This window comes from Klebsiella sp. BDA134-6, from assembly GCF_015601345.1.
Lineage (GTDB): Bacteria > Pseudomonadota > Gammaproteobacteria > Enterobacterales > Enterobacteriaceae > Klebsiella > Klebsiella grimontii.
In genome coordinates, this window is record NZ_CP064784.1 from 1,888,747 (window position 1) to 1,907,332 (window position 18,586).

Genomic DNA, 18,586 nt, shown 5'->3' on the forward strand with positions numbered 1-18,586 from the left:
GAGGGGGTAGCCCGGAGTGCTCCAGGTCTACCAGACCACAGCTGGCCTGGAAGAGATAATCGCTAATTATTATTTGGGTTCAGTACCGAACCATTTTTTATAAATTTCGTTGTAGGTGCCGTTCTCACGCAGCGTTTTCAGTGCGCCGTTCACTTTTTCACGTAGCTCATCGCTGCCTTTCGGGAAAGCGATACCGTAGTTTTGCGCTTCCAGCGATTCGCCTACCGCTTTGAACTTGCCGTTGCCCGCAGTTTTGATGAAGTAAAGGATGTTTGGCGTATCGTGGAGGACCGCATCGGCACGACCGGTGCCCAGTTCCATATAGGCGTTATCGATGTTCGGGAACTGGCGCAGATCTTTAGTTTTGATATTCGCTTTTGCGTAATCGACGGAACCGGTGCCGCCTTTCACAGCAACCACTTTACCGTTCAGATCCTTGACATCCTTAATATCATTGTTATTGGCGTTGACCATGACCAGCAGGCCGCTTTTGTAGTAGCCGTCTGAGAAGTCGATGGCTTTTTTACGCTCGTCGGTAATGGTGATCCCCGCCAACGCGAGATCGATGTTTTTGGTTTGCAGCGCCGGAATAATGCCGCTGAAGTCCATTGGCTTCAGGGTGTAATCGAGCTTAAGCTCTTTTGCAATCGCTGCCCACAGGTCAACGTCGAAACCAACATACTTATCGCCCTGCTTAAATTCGAACGGAACAAACGCCGTATCGGTCGCAACAACCAGTGTTTTATCAGCGGCGTGAGAAGAAACCGCAAAAGCCAGGGTCAGTGCAGCCAGTGAAACTTTAAATACAGACTTCATAGCATTTCCTTTTTTATCCACGGGACGATCCCCTGCGAGAACAAGTTGCCTTATGAAAATATCATGCCAGTTTTACAACCTGTTGTTTTATAACAACCAGGATGAATCCTGTTGCACAATTTTGATAACGGACAACATTAAATGCACCAATATGGGGCGTTACTTTGGTGCATCATAAGAGCATCGCATAACACGAGCATTTTTAGCGCAAACCCTGATGTTAAAACAATCTCGGCGTAACGATTGTGTGAGGTGATTATTACAATTGATTTACTTTTGCACGTATTTTGAACATTCTCATGCACTGAGGTGGTGCGTGGCGGGGGGGGGGTAAAAAAAGCCGCCAGCGTGGCTGACGGCAATTGGCGTTACTCGATATTGGCTTCGATGAACCACAGGAATTTATCCAGGTCGCGGGAGGCGGCGGTGAAGATATCAGCGGTGTCTTCATCTTTCGCTTCGTCGATGGCTTTACGCACATCGTTGGCGACGATGGCATAGCGGTCGGCCAGCTCTTTCAGATGGTCCTGGACGCTATGGATATCCAGCGGGTAGCTTTTCAGCGGGCTTTTGCTATTGATGACCTGAGTGGTACCCAGCGCTACGCCACCAAGCTGTACGGCACGTTCTGCCATCGTATCAAGGTGGTCGACGAGCGCAGTGCGGAAGCCGTCCAGCATCTCATGAACGGCAATAAAGTTTGCACCGCGCATATTCCAGTGAGCCTGTTTGGTAATCAAAGACAGGTCAATGAACTGGATCACCTGGCGATTCAGCAGCTCAACGGTCGCTTTCTTCGCGCTATCAGCGACGTCGTTACGGGTATAGAGCAGATTCGTTGCTTTAGTTTTAACCAGTTTTGCGGTACTCATAGTGTCATATCCTCTTGATATTTGTACTCGTCATACTTCAGATTCGAATTATTCGGAGCGTCTCATCCCAATAACTTGCGGAATTAAGTATAGCAACGGATTTGAGCTTTGCAGCGGAGGTAGTCTCTATCGGTCTGATAGCGCAGGGCTGTTAGTCAGAAAAAATAGTTTATAAATTAAGGAGATGATTAATTTTCTCGTCAATCAGCTCCTTTCCGCTAGCTGATGTCGACCTTCTGTATCTTCGTTTCCCGACGCATTGTCAGCGTGGATCCCATCGAGGCAAGAATAATCGCCCCCAGCGCCAGCGTTTGGGTCGCGGTTAGCGTTTCGCCAAGAAACACCATTCCGGAAAGTGCGGCGAGAGCCGGCTCCATGCTCATCAGGGTGCCAAAGGTCTTGCTGGGCATGCGGGTCAAGGCAACCATTTCCAGAGAGTAGGGTAGCGCGGTTGATAAAATGGCGATCCCGAGCCCCGGTAGCAGCAGTCCCCACTGAAATAGCGTATCGCTGGCCTGCATCATCCCCATCGGCACAAAGACCACCGCGGCGATTAGCGACCCCATGGCAACCGTTGCCGGGCCATGCTCTTCTCCGGCGCGCTGGCCGGTCAGAATGTAAACCGCCCAGCAGGCGCCCGCGCCGAGCGCCAGCAGCGCGCCAACGGGATCGATCTGCGCCACGCTTTGTCCCAGCGGCAGCAGGAACCATAGCCCGAGCACCGCCAGCGCCACCCAGACGAAGTCGAGGGGACGGCGGGATCCAAACAGCGCTACCGCCAGCGGCCCGGTAAACTCCAGCGCGACGGCGACGCCGAGCGGAATGCGTTGAATCGATAAATAGAACAGGTAGTTCATCGCGCCAAGCGACAGGCCGTAGAGGAGCAGCGGCAGACGCTGCTCCGGGGCAAAGCGCAGGCGCCAGGGTTTGAAGATGACCACCAGGATTAAGGTACCGAGCGCCAGGCGCAGGGCGGTAACGCCTGGGGCGCCGACTAGCGGGAAGAGAGATTTGGCCAGCGAGGCGCCGCTCTGGATGGAAATCATGGCGATTAAAATAACCAGTATCGGCAACCATGCCGGTACCTTACGAGACGAGCCGGGCATCCTTTCTCCTGTCAATTTTGTCAAATGCGGTAAAGGTTCCAGTGTAATTGAATTACCCCGCGCCGGTTGAGCTAATGTTGAAAAAAAGGGTCTTAAAAGCAGTACAATAGGGCAGGGTGCGAAGATAATTTCACCACCAGATTAGGAATAATCTGGATACACGTCTGGCGATTTATGAGCCTTAATAGGAGTATATTTGTAAAAAAGGTTTGTTTTCCAGTTTGTTATAGAAACGTAGAAACCTTTGGTTACATGAAAAAGTACGTTAGACAATGTAAAGTGAAAAGAGTTTCCCAAAAGTTTTTGTTATATTTAAAGCTTAGGACTTATTAGAAACACATTTGAGGTGGTTATGAATAAAATTGCACGTTTTTCAGCACTGGCCGTTGTTCTGGCTGCATCCGTAGGTACCACTGCTTTCGCTGCGACTTCTACCGTTACCGGTGGCTACGCGCAGAGCGACATGCAGGGTGAAGCGAACAAAGCAGGCGGTTTCAACCTTAAGTACCGCTACGAGCAAGACAACAACCCGCTGGGTGTTATCGGTTCTTTCACCTACACCGAAAAAGATCGTTCTGAATCTGGCGTTTACAAAAAAGGCCAGTACTACGGCATCACCGCAGGTCCGGCTTTCCGTCTGAACGACTGGGCTAGCATCTACGGCGTAGTAGGTGTTGGTTACGGTAAATTCCAGGACAACAGCTACCCGAACAAATCTGACATGAGCGACTACGGTTTCTCTTACGGTGCTGGTCTGCAGTTCAACCCGATCGAAAACGTTGCCCTGGACTTCTCCTACGAGCAGTCTCGCATTCGTAACGTTGACGTTGGCACCTGGATTGCTGGCGTAGGTTACCGCTTCTAATCACTTCGGTGATATAAAAAATCCGCCTCATGGGGCGGATTTTTTTTGCCTGCTGTTTATGCGTCTACGTTAATTGATAGTGAATGCGTCGGTACCCAAATGGGTATAGTCCACTTTCTTCAGCTGGAAGTTGGTGATGTAGGTTGGGCCAGCCTTTTGTTCAGAGATGAAACGATAGCGCGGGGCAATCTCCTGAGCGCTGATGCCGGTCCACTGGGAAAAGAAGCTGAGGAAGTCGTTGGCGGAGCGCCGCGCTTTAATGACCTTATGCGCTTTATCATCGCTGGAGAGCACCATAAACGGTACCTGGAAATTCTGCTGATACTTATCGTCGTGCGCCAGGTACTGTACCTCTTTCCCGCGCTCTTTAAATGCCAGACCGTGATCGGAAAAATAGGTCATCGAGAAGGTTTCGCCAGAATTTTGTAGCTGAGTATAAAGATTGCTCAGCAGCGTGTCGGTTTGCGTCATGGTGTAGAGATAGCAGGAAGTCTCTTTCGACTGAACAAAAACCGTGTATTTCCCTTTGGTGCGATCGCAGGCCTGCGGATGTGAGCCCATTAAATGCAGGACAATCAGCTGCGGCTGGGTACGGCGGGTGGCCAGCACCTGTGCGGTCAGCGTTAAGAGCTGCTCATCCTGGGTATTTTTATTAGCCTCGAAATCGCCGTTCTTGAGGAACTGAACTTCATCCGCGCGTTTGGCAATACTGGCAATCGCCGTATCGTATTCGCCAATTTGCCCCTGATTCGAGAACCACCATGTCTGAAAACCGGCGCGGTTGGCGAGGGTCACAAAGTTATCCTGAAACTGCGGCTTATTGTCGACCACCCGGTTGAGGGTTAAACCGAGCGACTTCTGCGTTGAACCGCTGGCGGCAACGTAGTCATTGAACAGATAGCCTTTTACTGAACTGGCGAACGGGGTGTTGTCCCAGTGGCCGCCAAAGGCGCCGAGCGCATCGCGACGGGCGCTCTCGCCAATCACCACCACATACAGATGATACTTCGGCTTCACCGCCAGTACATGCCAGCTATCTTTCATATTGGCGAGCTGCGCCATTCGCGCCTGCTCATCCAGCACTTCATTATTATTCACCACCACATCTTTAACGAAGCGGACGGCGGGATAGCCGGTATCGATAACCTTAAAGACGCCGCCCCAGGCGAGGTTTTGCACCGGCTGGAGAAAGAAAATCGCGGTGCAGAACAGCAGCCCCAGCGTATCCATTTTCCCCCAGCGCGCCGACGTCTCCGGCTTGCGGCGTACGGCAATGACGCCGAGCGCAAAGATAAACACGGCCAGCAGATAGTTGTACCACGGGAAAATAGTCAGGATCTCGGTGGACTCTTCGAGGTTGGTGGCATGCAGCGCCAGCAGCGTATTGAAGTTGGGCGCGCCGTAGGCCTGGCCAAAAGGGTAGTACATGGCCGCCAGCAGCGAATAGACGCCGACCAGCACTTTTTGCGCGCGCGGAAAGCTGCGCCACAGAAGATGCAGCACGCAGGTAAAAGCAACGGTATAGAGCAGGCTAAAGTCGTAGCCCAGCGCCAGGTTAATAAACAGCGATTGTAAAAAATAGAATCCTGTCCATGGGTTCAGTACCAGTCCGCGGGCGACCAGCGTTTCTTTCAGCGTGACATTCATAGTAAACAATCAAAAAAGAGCCATGTGCGTCCCCTGGCATCAAGGGGTAAAACCTGCTGGACAGTGCGTGAAGAGGGTATCTGCGAGCCGCAGTAGTGGCAGGGCTGACAAAAGATAGGGCTTGCAAATGTTAAGGTCAACTATCCATAACGGATTGTTTTGGGAGAAAGCTTACAAAACTTGAAAAAAGTTGCTGAAGCGCTGAGTAATCAGCCAGTCTGGCAGGGAAATATGACAGAAAAATGAAGCGGCGTACCGCGACGCCGCACTAGTTGTTGGGTTTATCCTGTGGGGGTTTGCCGTTGATCAGATCGCACAGCATACCGACAAGCATTAACCGGACTTTAAAAGGAGAATGAGTAAACACGTTTAAGCACCTCTTGAATTCATTCATAACGACCTCCTGTAACTTCGTCCTTCGCTCCTTGAAGGATGTGTGTATTACGTACAGATATAGCACAGGCTATATTTTATAGCTATGGCTAAAACGTTAATTTTTTGTTCTCCGTGCGCGATCCATTACAATAGGGATCCTTTTATATGATGCTTGATGCGTCACAGGAATGAGGAAGCACAATGAACCGTCGCGCAGGTAAGCCAATAACAAAAAAAGTGACGCAGCTAGTGAATGTCGAAGAGCACGTTGAGGGATTTCGTCAGGTGCGCGAGGCGCATCGTCGGGAGCTGATTGATGACTACGTGGAGCTGATCTCCGATCTGATTATGGAAGTAGGAGAAGCCCGTCAGGTCGATATGGCCGCGCGTCTTGGGGTGTCGCAGCCAACGGTTGCGAAAATGTTAAAAAGACTGGCCAGCGTCGGGTTGATCGAACAGATCCCCTGGCGGGGGATCTTTTTAACCCCGGAAGGCGAGAAGCTGGCCCATGAAAGCCGGGAACGCCACCAGATCGTCGAAAACTTTTTACTGGTGATCGGTGTTAGCCCGGAGATTGCTCGTCGCGACGCCGAAGGGATGGAGCACCATGTCAGCGAAGAGACGCTGGCAATGTTTAAACAGTTTACCCTCAAGCAGGGGTCACTGGGAGAATGAACCTCGTCTTTGTTCAGTCGCTGATCCGCGACCGCTTTTTACATCTGCTGTTGATTATTGGCGTTGTTTTAAGCTTCTTTGTTCCGTTTGCTCCCGCCGCCTGGCTTCACGCCATTGACTGGCATACGATTATCACCCTTAGCGGGTTGATGCTACTGACCAAAGGTATCGAACTGAGCGGCTATTTTGACGTAATTGGCCGCAAAATGGCGCGCCGCTTTGTGACCGAACGCCAGCTGGCCATTTTTATGGTGCTGGCGGCCGCGCTGCTTTCCACCTTCTTAACTAACGACGTGGCGCTGTTTATTGTCGTACCGCTCACGCTGACCCTGAAAAAATGGTGCGCCATCCCAACAAGCCGGTTAATCATTTTTGAAGCGCTGGCGGTGAACGCCGGGTCGTTGTTAACACCTATTGGAAATCCGCAAAACATTCTTCTTTGGGGGCGCTCAGGCCTTTCCTTTCCGGCCTTTATCGGCCAGATGCTGCCGCTGGCGGCGGCGATGATGATCACCTTGCTGGCGCTGTGCTGGTTCTGTTTTCCCGCGAAGCGTCTCAACTATCAGAGCAGCGATAAGGCGCCATCGTGGCAGCCAACGCTGGTCTGGAGCTGTCTGGCGTTCTATCTGGTCTTTTTGATCGCCTTAGAACTGAAGCAGGAGCTGTGGGGACTGGCGCTGATCGCGTTGGGTTTTCTGCTGCTGGCGCGGGCGGTGATTATCAACGTCGACTGGACGCTGCTACTGGTGTTTATGGCGATGTTTATTGACGTTCACCTGCTGATCCAGCTTCCTGTTCTACAGCATGCGCTCAACGGCGTCGGCCAGCTCTCGGCGGGAGGATTGTGGCTGACCTCGATTGGCTTGTCGCAGTTTATCAGTAACGTCCCGGCGACCATTCTGCTGCTCAATTACGTTCCGCCCTCAACGCTGCTGGCCTGGGCGGTTAATGTCGGCGGGTTCGGCCTGCTGCCAGGCTCGCTGGCCAATCTGATTGCGCTGCGAATGGCCGGCGATCGCCGTATCTGGTGGCGTTTCCACGTCTATTCCCTGCCCATGCTGCTGTGGGCGGCGCTGGTGGGGTATGGATTGCTGCAGTTCTGATTTTTAGAGAATTGGGCAAGAAACGGACAGAAACGCCACATTCGCGCTCTCCTTTTCCGGGGTATAACTTTATTCACGATGGTGAATCACCCTGATTGAAGGAGAGTTCTATGCGTTATCAAAAATTGGGCCATACCGGCCTTTTTGTCTCTGAACTGTGCCTGGGCACCATGACCTTCGGCGGTGAAGGCGGCCTGTGGGGTAAGGTAGGTCAGCTACGCCAGGCGGAGGCTGAGCGGCTGGTGGGCAGCGCACTCGATGCGGGCATCAACTTTATCGACACCGCAAACGTTTATTCGGAAGGGCGCTCGGAAGCGATTACCGGCCAGGCGCTGAAGAATCTGAAAGTGCCGCGTGAAAATGTCGTGGTGGCGACCAAAGTGTTTGGCGAGACCGGCACCGCAGGCGTGAACTCGCGCGGCAGTTCGCGCTATCACATCATCGGCAGCGTGAAGGAGAGTCTGCGTCGCCTGCAGCTCGATCATATCGATCTCTATCAACTCCATGGCTTCGACCCGGCGACCCCCATCGAGGAGACGCTGTATGCGCTGGATAATCTCGTGCAGCACGGCCACGTCCGCTATATCGGCGTGTCGAACTGGGCGGCATGGCAGATAGTCAAAGCGTTGGGAATATCCGAACGACTGGGGCTGGCGCGCTTTGCCTCGTTGCAGGCTTACTACACCATTGCCGGGCGCGATCTGGAGCGCGAGCTGGTGCCAATGATGCAGAGCGAAGGTCTGGGCCTGATGGTCTGGAGTCCGCTGGCGGGAGGGCTGCTCAGCGGTAAGTACGATCGCGACGGGCAGTCGGCGAGCGGCGGCCGTCGTCAGGAGTTTGATTTCCCACCGGTGGACAAAGCGCGGGCTTTTGACTGCATTGATGTGATGCGTGAGATTGCCGATGCGAAGGGCGTTTCGGTGGCGCAAATCGCGCTGGCCTGGTTGCTTCATCAGCCAGCGGTAAGCAGCGTGATTATTGGCGCGAAGCGTGCAGAGCAGCTCGCCGAGAACCTTGCGGCAACCAGCATTACCCTGAATGATGATGAACTGGCACGGCTTGATGCGGTCAGCACGCTACCGCGAGAGTATCCGGGCTGGATGCTGGAGCGCCAGGGAGAATACCGTCGCGACCAGCTCGCACAGCAGTAATTTCCGTTCTTGCACGCCGGATCGTCTGTTTCGCGATCCGGCTTTTTTATCCGCTGCGCTCACAAAAAACGATCCCTGAGTTTGCCCGAAAATAGGATTTCGTTTATATGACTAGTCATGAAATTTATATGACTAGTCATAGGTGCGAGCGATGAACAGAACACTGGCGGCAGATTTTCTATGGGGTAACTCGGTTTCCAGCATGCAAACCGAGGGAGCGTGGAATGAGGGTGGTAAAGGGATGTCGGTTTACGATATCCGCCAGCCGGCGGAATTGACTTCTGACTGGAAGGTGGCGACCGATTCGTACCACCGCTACCGGGAAGACTTCGACCTGATGCAGGATTTGGGCATGAACTGCTATCGTTTCCAGATAGCCTGGAGCCGCGTTTGCCCGGAAGGCGACGGTGAGTTCAATGAAGAAGGTATCGCCTTTTATCACCAGTTTATCGATGACCTGATTGCCCGCGGCATTGAGCCGATGATCTGCCTGTATCACTTCGATATGCCGCTGTCGCTGGCTGAACGCTACAACGGTTTTACCGACCGTCGGGTGATGGAAGCCTTTATTCGTTACGGGCAGAAGATGATCGACTGCTTTGGCGACAAGGTAAAGTGGTGGCTGACCTTTAATGAACAGAATCTCTACCATATGCCGGACGCGTTTCTGATTTCTGGCTACATGCGCGGCGAGAAGACCCTGCGCGAGCTGTATCAGATCCAGCACCACGTGATGATGGCCCATGTGCACCTGACGCAGTATCTGCACCAGGCGAAGCCACAGTGCCTGATGGGCGGCATGCTGGCCCACGCGCTGGTTTATCCGGCGACCTGTAAACCGCGTGATATCCTTTGCGCCCAGCAGCTCGACGAGTTTTTAAACCAGAATCTGCTGCGCGCCTTCGCCGGGGAGGGCTACAGCCCGGAAGTCATGCACGTTGTCGCCCGCGAAGGCTTTGCGGATATTTACCGCGCAGAGGATCTGGCGCTGATGGCGCAGGTCAAAATCGACTATCTGGCCTTTAGCTACTATGCCAGCAAGGTTCTCGACAGCGACCCGATCCCGCCGGGTACGCCGGTGAACCACTACATGCAGTTTGGCGATAAAAAGAATGACTTTCTGCAGGCCACCGAGTGGGGCTGGCAGATTGATCCGCTGGGTTTTCGCACCATCATTACCCGCTACTACAACGACTGGCGTCTGCCGGTCTTCCCGATTGAAAACGGCATCGGGGTGATTGAGTCCTGGGACGGCGAGAACCCGATCGCTGACGATTACCGCATCGCCTATCATCGCGATCATATCAACGCCATGAAAGAGGCGATATTTGAGGACGGCGCGGAAGTGGTTGGCTATCTGGGCTGGGGGCTGATCGATATCCTTAGTTCGCAGGGCGATATGCGCAAACGCTACGGCGTTGTCTACGTGAACCGTGAAAACCACGACCTGAAGGATCTTAAACGCGTTCCGAAGAAAAGCTATGCCTGGCTAAAACGGGTCATTCGCAGTAACGGCGAAGAGATGTAACGGCGCCTCGCGCGGGCAGATGGTATATTCTGCCCGCCAGTCGCTATCAGCAACGTAAAAGGATCGGGGAATGACGGCCAAATATCTGAGTATCGCGCGGGAAATCAAAAAACGTATCATCAGCCAGCAGTATCCCGCCAGCGCGCCGTTACCCGACCAGTTCGCGTTAGCGGCGGAGTTCAGCACCAGCAGGATGACCATCCAGCAGGCGATGCGTCAGCTGATTGTCGAAGGCCTTATCTACACCCGTAAGGGGCAGGGAACCTTCGTGCGCAAAAATTTCCTCCAGCTTTCGCAGTGGGAACTGCCCGGTAGCGACTATTTTGGTGCCACCAAAACCTGGGAGCACTTAGGGGAAGTGGCTAGCCGGGTGATTCGCTTCGAGCTGCGCTTTCCGACGGAAAAGGAGCAAAGTTCGTTACTGATTGACGCCGATGCCCCGGTCTATGATTTTGTTCGCCTGCGACTGCTTAACGAGGAACCGGTGTCGCTGGATCTCACCGTGATGCCGGTCGCGCTGGTGCCCGGCCTGAATAAAACGCATCTCGAAGGCTCAGTGTTTCGCTACCTGCAGGAGACGCTGGGGCTCAAGATGATGGGATCGTATCGGGTGGTGCGGGCGATGAAACCGCAGGCGCTGGACAGGGAGCACCTCAACTGTGAAGCGAGCGATCCGGTGCTGGAGGTGGAGCAGGTGATTTATCTGGAGGACGGTACGCCGCTGGAGTATGCCCATTGCCACTATCGCTACGATCACGGCGGAATTATTCTGGTGAATAACGGATAAAAAAAGGGCGGGCACCGGGCCCGCCGCTCTGCGCGATGTGCTGTTAGTTCAGACGCACAGGCATACCGGAACGGTTCTGGATCGCCTGATCGACCACGCTCTGGTCTACGTCAGTCTGGCTGGTAATCGCCTGTACGGATTTGGTCAGGTTAATCGGTACGATCTCACCGCCCTGGAACTGCTCTTCAGTGGTGGACAGCGGGTTGTGAACTTCAATGAAGCGGCTGCCGTCAGGCTCGGTAGTGGCTTTTACCGGCTCATCGATAAACTCTACGCGGGTGCCGACCGGCACGTTTTCAAACAGGAATTTAATATCGTCGTTACGCAGACGCACGCAGCCGTGGCTGACGCGCAGGCCGATGCCGAAGTTGGCGTTGGTGCCGTGAATAGCGTACAGGCGGCCGATATACAGCGCGTACAGGCCCATCGGGTTATCAGGGCCGGCCGGAACAACGGCCGGCAGCGGTTCACCTGCTGCGGCATATTCAGCGTGCATTTTGGCGGTAGGCGTCCAGGTCGGACCGGCTTTTTTACGCTCAACTTTGGTTACCCAGTTGATTGGCGTGTCTTTGCCGAGCTGGCCGATACCGATCGGCAGCACGATGACGGTGTTGGTGCCCTTCGGATAGTAGTAAAGGCGCATTTCCGCGCTGTTGATGACAATACCTTCATGCACGGTGTCCGGCAGGATCAGCTGCTGCGGGATATTCAGCACGGTGCCGCCTTTCGGCAGGAAGGTGTCCACGCCCGGGTTGGCTTCCAGCATGTTGGATAAACCCATCTGGTATTCGGCGGCGAAATATTCCAGCGGCTGCTTGTTGCCTTCCGGAATGGTGATCACCTGGTTCTGGCCAATCAGACGGCTACCGTCGGTAGGCAGAGGGTAGGTTACAGCAGAAGCTGTGTTGCAAAAGCCCACGATGGCGAAGGCTGCCGCGAAGAGTGTTGATAATTTCATAATCTTTATGTCGTGGGCGATATTAATGCCGCACAGGCCTTTGTCAGTTTAAACAGGAAGTCGATGGGAGCGCATTATATGTGCTTTCCGGCAAACAGGTAAATGAGATGTGTACGAAATCACATTTTTTTCCTGTGACCGTGAGTGTAGCCCGTCAACGCTGGCCCTGCAGACTAAAAACGGGAGGGGGTTACCCCTCCAGAAGCCGTGCCTGGAGCGCTTCTCGCGCCTGCGGCGTGAGCTGATACTCTTTTTCCAGCCAGGCATCGACGCTGGCGTAACGTTCATCAATGCCGGAAAGCGCGGCGGCAAGGTAAGATTCATGCACCGTCATCATTTCCGCCAGGTTTTGCCGGCCGCGGGCGGTCAGCTCATTGCCGAGGGATTCGAGCAAAAAATCCTCGACCTGCGTCAGCATGCCCTGGGTGAGCAGGTACTCCTCCATCACCGTGTGGCGATCGCAGCCGAGGGCGAACAGCGTCAGCGCGCAGCCCACGCCGGTACGGTCTTTCCCTACCGCGCAGTGCTGCAATAGCGCGCCATCGAAAGGCTCCATCAGCCAACCGGCCAGCTGGCGATAAGCAGCGTTATTGAATGGCAGCTGGCGATAGAGCTCCAGCATAAACTGCTCGCCGTTAAGGGCGTTTAACGTGGCGGCGTTGAGCTCGGTGACTTTGGCGTTAACGTCGCGAACGTGCGGATTCGCGGGCGCGTTGAGGTAGCGAGCCGCTTCGTTCAGCTTATCAGGGCTACGATTCACTTCTCCCGGATCGCGATAATCAATGACCCGGCTAAGGGGGATTGCGTCCAGGTGGGTGAGGTCATCGGCCGTCATCATATGCAGCGAGCCGGAGCGGAATAGTTTTCCGGCCCGCACGCGGCGGCCGTCGGCGGTACGCTGGCCGCCCAGGTCACGAAAGTTGATACCGCCCTGCAGCGATAAGAAAGCCGGATGGCGGGAGAGTGTGGTCATAGGTTCCTTCCAGATTAAGGTAAAAAAATTACGCATTAAGCAGTGTAACCGCGCAATATGACACGACCCTAACACAAGCGTCATTGATGATTTTATAACGCCCCGTGAAAAGTGAAGCATTTGCTGGCATAATGTCTGGTTCATCACACTTCTCATTCTCTATTTTCAGGATAACCCCGTGCTAGTATCCAGCAACGTCACCATGCAGTTCGGCAGTAAGCCGCTGTTCGAAAATATTTCCGTCAAATTTGGCGGCGGCAATCGTTACGGCCTGATTGGCGCCAACGGTAGCGGCAAGTCCACCTTTATGAAGATCCTCGGCGGCGATCTTGAGCCGACGCTGGGCAACGTCTCCCTCGACCCGAACGAGCGTATCGGTAAGCTGCGCCAGGATCAGTTTGCATTTGAAGAGTTCAGCGTACTGGATACGGTCATTATGGGCCACGGCGAGCTGTGGGAAGTGAAGCAAGAGCGCGATCGCATCTACTCCCTGGCGGAGATGAGCGAAGAAGACGGCTATAAGGTGGCTGACCTTGAAGTGCTCTACGGCGAGATGGACGGCTACTCCGCTGAAGCGCGCGCCGGCGAACTGCTGCTCGGCGTCGGCATCCCGGTTGAACAGCATTACGGCCCGATGAGCGAAGTGGCTCCCGGCTGGAAGCTGCGCGTGCTGCTGGCGCAGGCGCTGTTCTCCAACCCGGATATCCTGCTGCTTGATGAACCGACGAACAACCTGGATATCGACACCATCCGCTGGCTGGAGCAGACCCTCAACGATCGCGACAGCACCATGATCATCATTTCGCACGACCGTCACTTCCTGAACATGGTTTGTACCCACATGGCGGATCTGGATTACGGCGAGCTGCGCGTTTACCCGGGCAACTACGATGAGTACATGACCGCGGCGACCCAGGCGCGTGAACGTCTGCTGGCGGATAACGCCAAGAAAAAAGCGCAGATTGCCGACCTGCAATCTTTCGTGAGCCGCTTTAGCGCCAACGCCTCTAAATCTCGCCAGGCGACCTCGCGCGCCCGTCAGATTGACAAAATTAAGCTGGACGAAGTGAAAGCGTCCAGCCGTCAGAACCCGTTCATTCGCTTTGAGCAGGATAAAAAGCTGTTCCGTAACGCTTTGGAAGTGGAAGCGCTGGCAAAAGGCTTTGACAACGGTCCGCTGTTTAAAAACTTCAACCTGCTGCTGGAAGTGGGGGAGAAGATCGCTATTCTGGGCGCCAACGGCGTGGGTAAATCCACAATGCTGAAAACCCTGGTCGGCGATCTGACGCCGGATAACGGTACCGTTAAATGGTCCGAGAACGCGCAGATTGGCTACTACGCGCAGGATCACGAATATGAATTCGAAAACGATCTGACGGTATTTGAGTGGATGAGCCAGTGGAAACAGGAAAGCGATGACGAGCAGGCGGTGCGCAGCATCCTGGGCCGACTGCTGTTCAGCCAGGACGATATCAAAAAGCCGGCGAAAGTGCTCTCCGGCGGCGAAAAAGGCCGTATGCTTTTCGGTAAGTTGATGATGCAGAAACCGAACATCCTGGTGATGGACGAACCGACCAACCACCTGGATATGGAATCGATCGAATCGCTGAATATGGCGCTGGAGATGTATCAGGGAACGCTGATTTTCGTTTCTCACGACCGTGAGTTTGTGAGCTCGCTGGCGACCCGAGTCGTTGAAATTACGCCGGAGCGCGTGATCGACTTCACCGGTAACTACGAAGATTATCTGCGCACTAAAGGTATCGAATAATTTTCTGTTGCTTGTCCCGGATTGCGGCGCTGCTGCGCCCTATCCGGGCTACCGGCCCGCAGACGGCGATGGACCTGTAGCCCGGGCAAGGCGCGTCAAGCGCCGCCCCCGGGAGCCGTTAGCAGAGTGGCTGAATTTCCCAAAGGCGCTGCTGCGCCTTATCCGCACTACACCCGCCACTCGCTCCTTTCTTCACCGTTCACCAGCAGCCTGCGTTTTTCCCCCGCCGGCAACGACACCTTCAGCGCTTTCCACGCCGGACGATAATCGCCGCGCGCCTTGACCTTCAGGTTAATGCTGGCGCTATCGCAGACCATTTCCCATTCCACCCACAGCGCATTGCCGTTCCGGTAGCCCCAGCTTTCGCCGTCGTCTTCAAACAGCAGGCCGCGACAGGTCCCCATGCCCTTCAGCGGGAACAGCTTCAGCTCGCGATTATCGTCTGTTTGCGCATCGACGTGGCGGACGCGCTCGCTCAGCGGCAGGCCTGCCCCGGCGCGAACCAGCAGGGGCAGTTTTTCCAGTGGCGCATCAAGGGCTATCCACTGGCCGCCCGCATACCACTGGTGGTTGTAAAAATCGTACCAGCCGTCCTGGTTTGCCGGCAGCCACACGCGGCGCTGACGCGCGCCGGGTTCGACGACGCTGGCAACCAGCAGATCGCGACCCAGCAGGAAGTCGTCGCATTCGGCAAACGTCTGCGCATCGTGTTCGTGATCGAGGAAGGTCGGGCGCAGCATCGGTTCATCGTCGGCGTGAGCCTGCCACAGCAGGGTATAGAGGTACGGCAGCAGACGATAGCGCAGCTCAATGGCTGAACGGATAGCTGGGGTGACCTCCGGGTACATCCAGGCTTCGTTGACCGTCTGGTCGTCATTCCACGAGTGAATGGTAAAGCGCGGATGCATAACGCCGTTTTGTACCCAGCGCACGAACAGCTCCGGGTCCGGTTTATCGCCAGAGAAGCCGCCGACATCGTGTCCGACGTTGAACAGCCCGGACAAGCTCATTCCCAGCCCCATCCGGGTGTTGTAGCGTAGCGTGTCCCAGTTGGTGCGGTTATCGCCGCTCCAGGTCTGAACATAGCGCTGCATCCCGGCGCAGCCGGAGCGAGAGATCAGATACGGGCGTTTCTGCGGCGCAAAGCGCTGCTGAGCCTCCAGCGACGCGCGCATCATCAGCAGCGGCATCACCGGGCGAATATGTTTGATAGCAATTTCGTGGCCGAATCCGTGACAGCGGGCTTCGCCGTCCCAGACTTCATACTCGTTATTATCGTTCCACGTAGAGTCGATGCCCATCTCCAGCAGCTGGGTCGTCACGCCTTCCTGCCACCAGGCGACAGTTTGCGGGTTGGTAAAGTCGAGATGCGACCCTTCGTCATCCCAGAAGCTGGAACGCTCGGGAGCATCAGCCTGTGAATCGCGGATAAACAGCCCGCGCTCCGCGACCTCGTGATAGCGCGGATGGTCCTGCAGCAGGCAGGGCTTAATATTGGCCGCCAGCTTCAGTCCGGCATCGTGGAAGGCCTGGCTCATCACCTTCGGCTGCGGCACCTTGTCGTTGTTCCAGTTAAAGACGTAGCGCTTGCCGTCAATCGAGGTATAGCCGGAAGATAGCTGGAATGAATCGCACGGAATGGCGTGTTCATCGCACAGGCGGATGAAGTTCATCAGCTGGTTTTGCGCATCCGGCGCGTCGGTGTAGTGCATCGTCGAACCGCTGTAGCCGAGACTCCATTTCGGTCCGAACAGCGTTTTGCCGGTCAGGCGGACGAACGCTTTGGTGATATCCAGTACCCGTTTGCCGGAAAAAAGATAGTAATCAATGTCTCCCGCTTCCGCCTGCCAGCGGCGATAGGCGGTATGGTAATTATCGATTTCGTTGCCGAGATCCAGCCAGCAACTGCTCAGGTTGTCGTAAAACAGACCGTAGCTGACATCGCTACGCTGCGCGATGGTAAACGGAATATGCTTGTACAGCGGGTCGGTGCTCGCCGCGTTATAGCCCATGGCGTCGAGGTTACGCATCTCATAGCGTTTACCGTTACGCTGCAGATCGCCGGCTTTTTCGCCCAGACCATAGAAGCGTTCGTCTTTGCGTCGGCTCAGATAGTGGGCAACGCCGTCGCCGTGCGCATTCGCCAGGTAGGCGCTGGTGGGGCGGTCGTTAACCAGCGGCTGCCACTCGCCAGCTTCATCGCGATAACTCCATTCCAGCCACAGCGGCTGGTGGACGGTGACGCGCAGCTGGTCGGTGGCGATGCTCAGGGTATCGCTATGCTCCGTGAGCTGCCAGGCGGGGAGGCTAAAGCCGTTCAAATCTTCGCGCGGGCGTCCTTCCCACGGCACGTCCTGCTGGGGAGCGATACTCCAGGTGCGATCCAGCGCCAGCTGGCCGTGCCGCTTTAGCAGCACGCGGAACATATTCTCTTCCAGCACGTACAGACACAGGGTGTGCTGGCCGTCTACGAGCAGCTCAACGTGGTGGTCCAGCAGTTGGTGTAAGGTCCAGTTTTTCAAAGTCTTCATTTTTTACATCCACTCTCAGGCGCGTTTTGCGCGACGTTCAGCAATAAATGCCACCAGGAATACCGCGCCAATCAGGTCAAAGAACCCCATGGCGATAAATAGCGGGTTGAAGCCGATTTTGTCGGCGGTGACGCCAATCAGCAGCGAGAATAGAAAGCTGGCGATCCAGGCGGCGGAACCGCGCATCCCGTTCACGGTCGCCATCTGTCCTTTATCGAACGACTCCACCACCAGCGCGCTGAGCATGCAGGAGATGATCTGGTGGCCGAAGCCGCCAATTGAAATCAGTACGATGGTGATATAGGGATCGCGGGTAATCGCCACGGTGGCGAGCGAAATCATCAGGAAGGCGCCGGTGACGGAGCTGGCGACCACCGAGTTCACCCGCGAGCAGCCGAACCAGCGGGTATACAGTTTGGTCAGATAGCCGCTGGCGACGCTGCCGAGGTCGGCCGCCAGAAACGGCAGCCAGGCAAACATGGCGATTTGTTTTAAATCCATGCCGTGCTCTTTCGCCAGGTAGAGCGGTACCCAGAAGCTCAGCACCGCCCAGGCGGGCTCAGCCATAAAGGCCGGAATGGCGATACCGTAGAAGCGCTTGTTTTTCGATACGGTTTTCAGCGCGGTAAAGAAGGGCAGTTTGACCGGCGGCGCTTCATTGTCCTGCTGGATAAGCGCCAGCTCGGCTTTGCCGAGGTTAGGGTGTTTTTCCGGGTTATGATAGAACGCCCACCACAGTACGACCCATGCGAGCGCCAGCGCGCCGGTGAACATAAATGCACCCTGCCAGCCGAACGAGGCGTGCGCGAAGTAGATAATCGGCGGCGCCAGCATGGCGCCGATGGAGAAACCAACCCCGGCCCAGCCTGCCGCGATTGGGCGTTCGGATTTAGGGAACCACTCGCCGAGTGTTTTGGCGTTAGCTGGCGTCGCTGCCGCCTCAGCGCCGCCCATGAAAAAGCGCAGAATCGCCAGGTGCAGCCAGCTCCCCGCGCCGGCATGGGCGATGCAGGCGATGGCCCACAGCGTGGCGCAGATCATAAAGCCGAGCTTGAGACCAATGACGTCGATAAGCCAGCCGCAGAGTGGCTGAAAAATGGTATACGCCAGCTGAAAAGCGCCGACGATCCACGAGTACTGTTCAGTGGTAATACCGAGAGAGGTTTTTAATTCCGGGGCGATAATCCCCAGCGAATTGCGCGTGATGTAGTTAACGGTGACGCCGAGCAAAAACAGCACCAGCATCCACCAGCGCAGGTTCTTCACTATGCGGCGTGATTTACTGACCGCCATATCGTTATTGAGGCCTTGGCTCATAGAACTCTCCACGAGACATGTAGTAGGGAAAATTGACCAACCCGCTTGCTGAGTTGTCGCTAAAATTTTCTATTTCGTTGTTTGTTAAGGTTGATGTCTCGACACTATTGG

The 18,586-nt window shown here is 55.1% G+C and carries 16 protein-coding genes; 7 read left to right on the forward strand and 9 right to left on the reverse strand.

Features of this window, described 5'->3' with window-relative positions; genetic code table 11:
• Nucleotides 1–69: 69 nt before the first annotated feature.
• The 3 genes from glnH to rhtA form a co-directional block, all read right to left on the reverse strand.
• Nucleotides 70–816, reverse strand: a complete 747-nt coding sequence (glnH, locus tag IYV58_RS08670; protein ID WP_004130748.1) for a glutamine ABC transporter substrate-binding protein GlnH — start codon at nucleotides 814–816, stop codon at nucleotides 70–72.
• A gap of 368 nt (nucleotides 817–1,184) precedes the next feature.
• Nucleotides 1,185–1,688: a DNA starvation/stationary phase protection protein Dps gene (dps, locus tag IYV58_RS08675; RefSeq protein WP_004130751.1), complete on the reverse strand. Its 504-nt coding sequence runs from the start codon at nucleotides 1,686–1,688 to the stop codon at nucleotides 1,185–1,187.
• A gap of 218 nt (nucleotides 1,689–1,906) precedes the next feature.
• A complete protein-coding gene (gene rhtA, locus IYV58_RS08680) occupies nucleotides 1,907–2,794 on the reverse strand; it encodes a threonine/homoserine exporter RhtA (RefSeq protein WP_195729525.1) in 888 nt (295 codons plus the stop codon).
• A gap of 352 nt (nucleotides 2,795–3,146) precedes the next feature.
• On the opposite strand from rhtA, the gene ompX reads away from it, so the two are divergent.
• A complete protein-coding gene (gene ompX, locus IYV58_RS08685) occupies nucleotides 3,147–3,659 on the forward strand; it encodes an outer membrane protein OmpX (RefSeq protein WP_195729526.1) in 513 nt (170 codons plus the stop codon).
• A gap of 69 nt (nucleotides 3,660–3,728) precedes the next feature.
• Here ompX and IYV58_RS08690 read toward each other — a convergent pair whose 3' ends face one another.
• Both IYV58_RS08690 and mntS read right to left on the reverse strand, forming a co-directional pair.
• The gene (locus IYV58_RS08690) at nucleotides 3,729–5,306 is read right to left on the reverse strand and encodes a phosphoethanolamine transferase (protein WP_004130758.1); all 1,578 of its coding nucleotides are present in this window, start codon (nucleotides 5,304–5,306) and stop codon (nucleotides 3,729–3,731) included.
• A gap of 268 nt (nucleotides 5,307–5,574) precedes the next feature.
• The gene (gene mntS / locus IYV58_RS08695; protein ID WP_004130761.1) at nucleotides 5,575–5,700 is read right to left on the reverse strand and encodes a manganase accumulation protein MntS; all 126 of its coding nucleotides are present in this window, start codon (nucleotides 5,698–5,700) and stop codon (nucleotides 5,575–5,577) included.
• A 182-nt stretch (nucleotides 5,701–5,882) separates the two neighbouring features.
• On the opposite strand from mntS, the gene mntR reads away from it, so the two are divergent.
• The 5 genes from mntR (at nucleotide 5,883) to IYV58_RS08720 (ending at nucleotide 10,925) form a co-directional block, all read left to right on the forward strand.
• On the forward strand, nucleotides 5,883–6,356 hold the full coding sequence (gene mntR / locus IYV58_RS08700; RefSeq protein ID WP_004130763.1) for a manganese-binding transcriptional regulator MntR: 474 nt from the start codon (nucleotides 5,883–5,885) through the stop codon (nucleotides 6,354–6,356).
• Nucleotides 6,353–7,459 carry an anion transporter gene (locus tag IYV58_RS08705; protein ID WP_049114795.1) on the forward strand — a complete coding sequence of 369 codons (1,107 nt, stop codon included), beginning with the start codon at nucleotides 6,353–6,355 and terminating at the stop codon, nucleotides 7,457–7,459. Before mntR ends, IYV58_RS08705 begins: the two co-directional genes overlap by 4 nt.
• Before the next feature lie 110 nt (nucleotides 7,460–7,569).
• Nucleotides 7,570–8,610: an aldo/keto reductase gene (locus IYV58_RS08710; RefSeq protein ID WP_112165373.1), complete on the forward strand. Its 1,041-nt coding sequence runs from the start codon at nucleotides 7,570–7,572 to the stop codon at nucleotides 8,608–8,610.
• Between the two features lie 151 nt (nucleotides 8,611–8,761).
• On the forward strand, nucleotides 8,762–10,138 hold the full coding sequence (locus IYV58_RS08715) for a glycoside hydrolase family 1 protein (protein ID WP_112165371.1): 1,377 nt from the start codon (nucleotides 8,762–8,764) through the stop codon (nucleotides 10,136–10,138).
• Nucleotides 10,139–10,208: 70 nt separating this feature from the next.
• Nucleotides 10,209–10,925 (forward strand): GntR family transcriptional regulator, encoded by a 717-nt coding sequence (locus IYV58_RS08720; protein ID WP_004130772.1) that lies wholly within the window; start codon nucleotides 10,209–10,211, stop codon nucleotides 10,923–10,925.
• A gap of 43 nt (nucleotides 10,926–10,968) precedes the next feature.
• Here the strand turns inward: IYV58_RS08720 and ldtB are convergent, their stop codons facing one another.
• Nucleotides 10,969–11,883 carry a L,D-transpeptidase gene (gene ldtB, locus IYV58_RS08725; protein WP_004130773.1) on the reverse strand — a complete coding sequence of 305 codons (915 nt, stop codon included), beginning with the start codon at nucleotides 11,881–11,883 and terminating at the stop codon, nucleotides 10,969–10,971.
• A 190-nt stretch (nucleotides 11,884–12,073) separates the two neighbouring features.
• The gene (locus tag IYV58_RS08730) at nucleotides 12,074–12,856 is read right to left on the reverse strand and encodes a tyrosine-protein phosphatase (RefSeq protein ID WP_004130775.1); all 783 of its coding nucleotides are present in this window, start codon (nucleotides 12,854–12,856) and stop codon (nucleotides 12,074–12,076) included.
• A gap of 178 nt (nucleotides 12,857–13,034) precedes the next feature.
• On the opposite strand from IYV58_RS08730, the gene IYV58_RS08735 reads away from it, so the two are divergent.
• The gene (locus tag IYV58_RS08735; RefSeq protein WP_004130777.1) at nucleotides 13,035–14,627 is read left to right on the forward strand and encodes an ABC-F family ATPase; all 1,593 of its coding nucleotides are present in this window, start codon (nucleotides 13,035–13,037) and stop codon (nucleotides 14,625–14,627) included.
• A gap of 167 nt (nucleotides 14,628–14,794) precedes the next feature.
• Here IYV58_RS08735 and IYV58_RS08740 read toward each other — a convergent pair whose 3' ends face one another.
• Both IYV58_RS08740 and IYV58_RS08745 read right to left on the reverse strand, forming a co-directional pair.
• Complete coding sequence (locus IYV58_RS08740; protein ID WP_195729527.1) at nucleotides 14,795–17,158, reverse strand: glycoside hydrolase family 31 protein; 2,364 nt, start codon at nucleotides 17,156–17,158, stop codon at nucleotides 14,795–14,797.
• A 15-nt stretch (nucleotides 17,159–17,173) separates the two neighbouring features.
• Entirely contained in the window at nucleotides 17,174–18,475 is a 1,302-nt protein-coding gene (locus tag IYV58_RS08745) for an MFS transporter (RefSeq protein WP_004130781.1), read from the reverse strand.
• Nucleotides 18,476–18,586 lie beyond the last annotated feature (111 nt).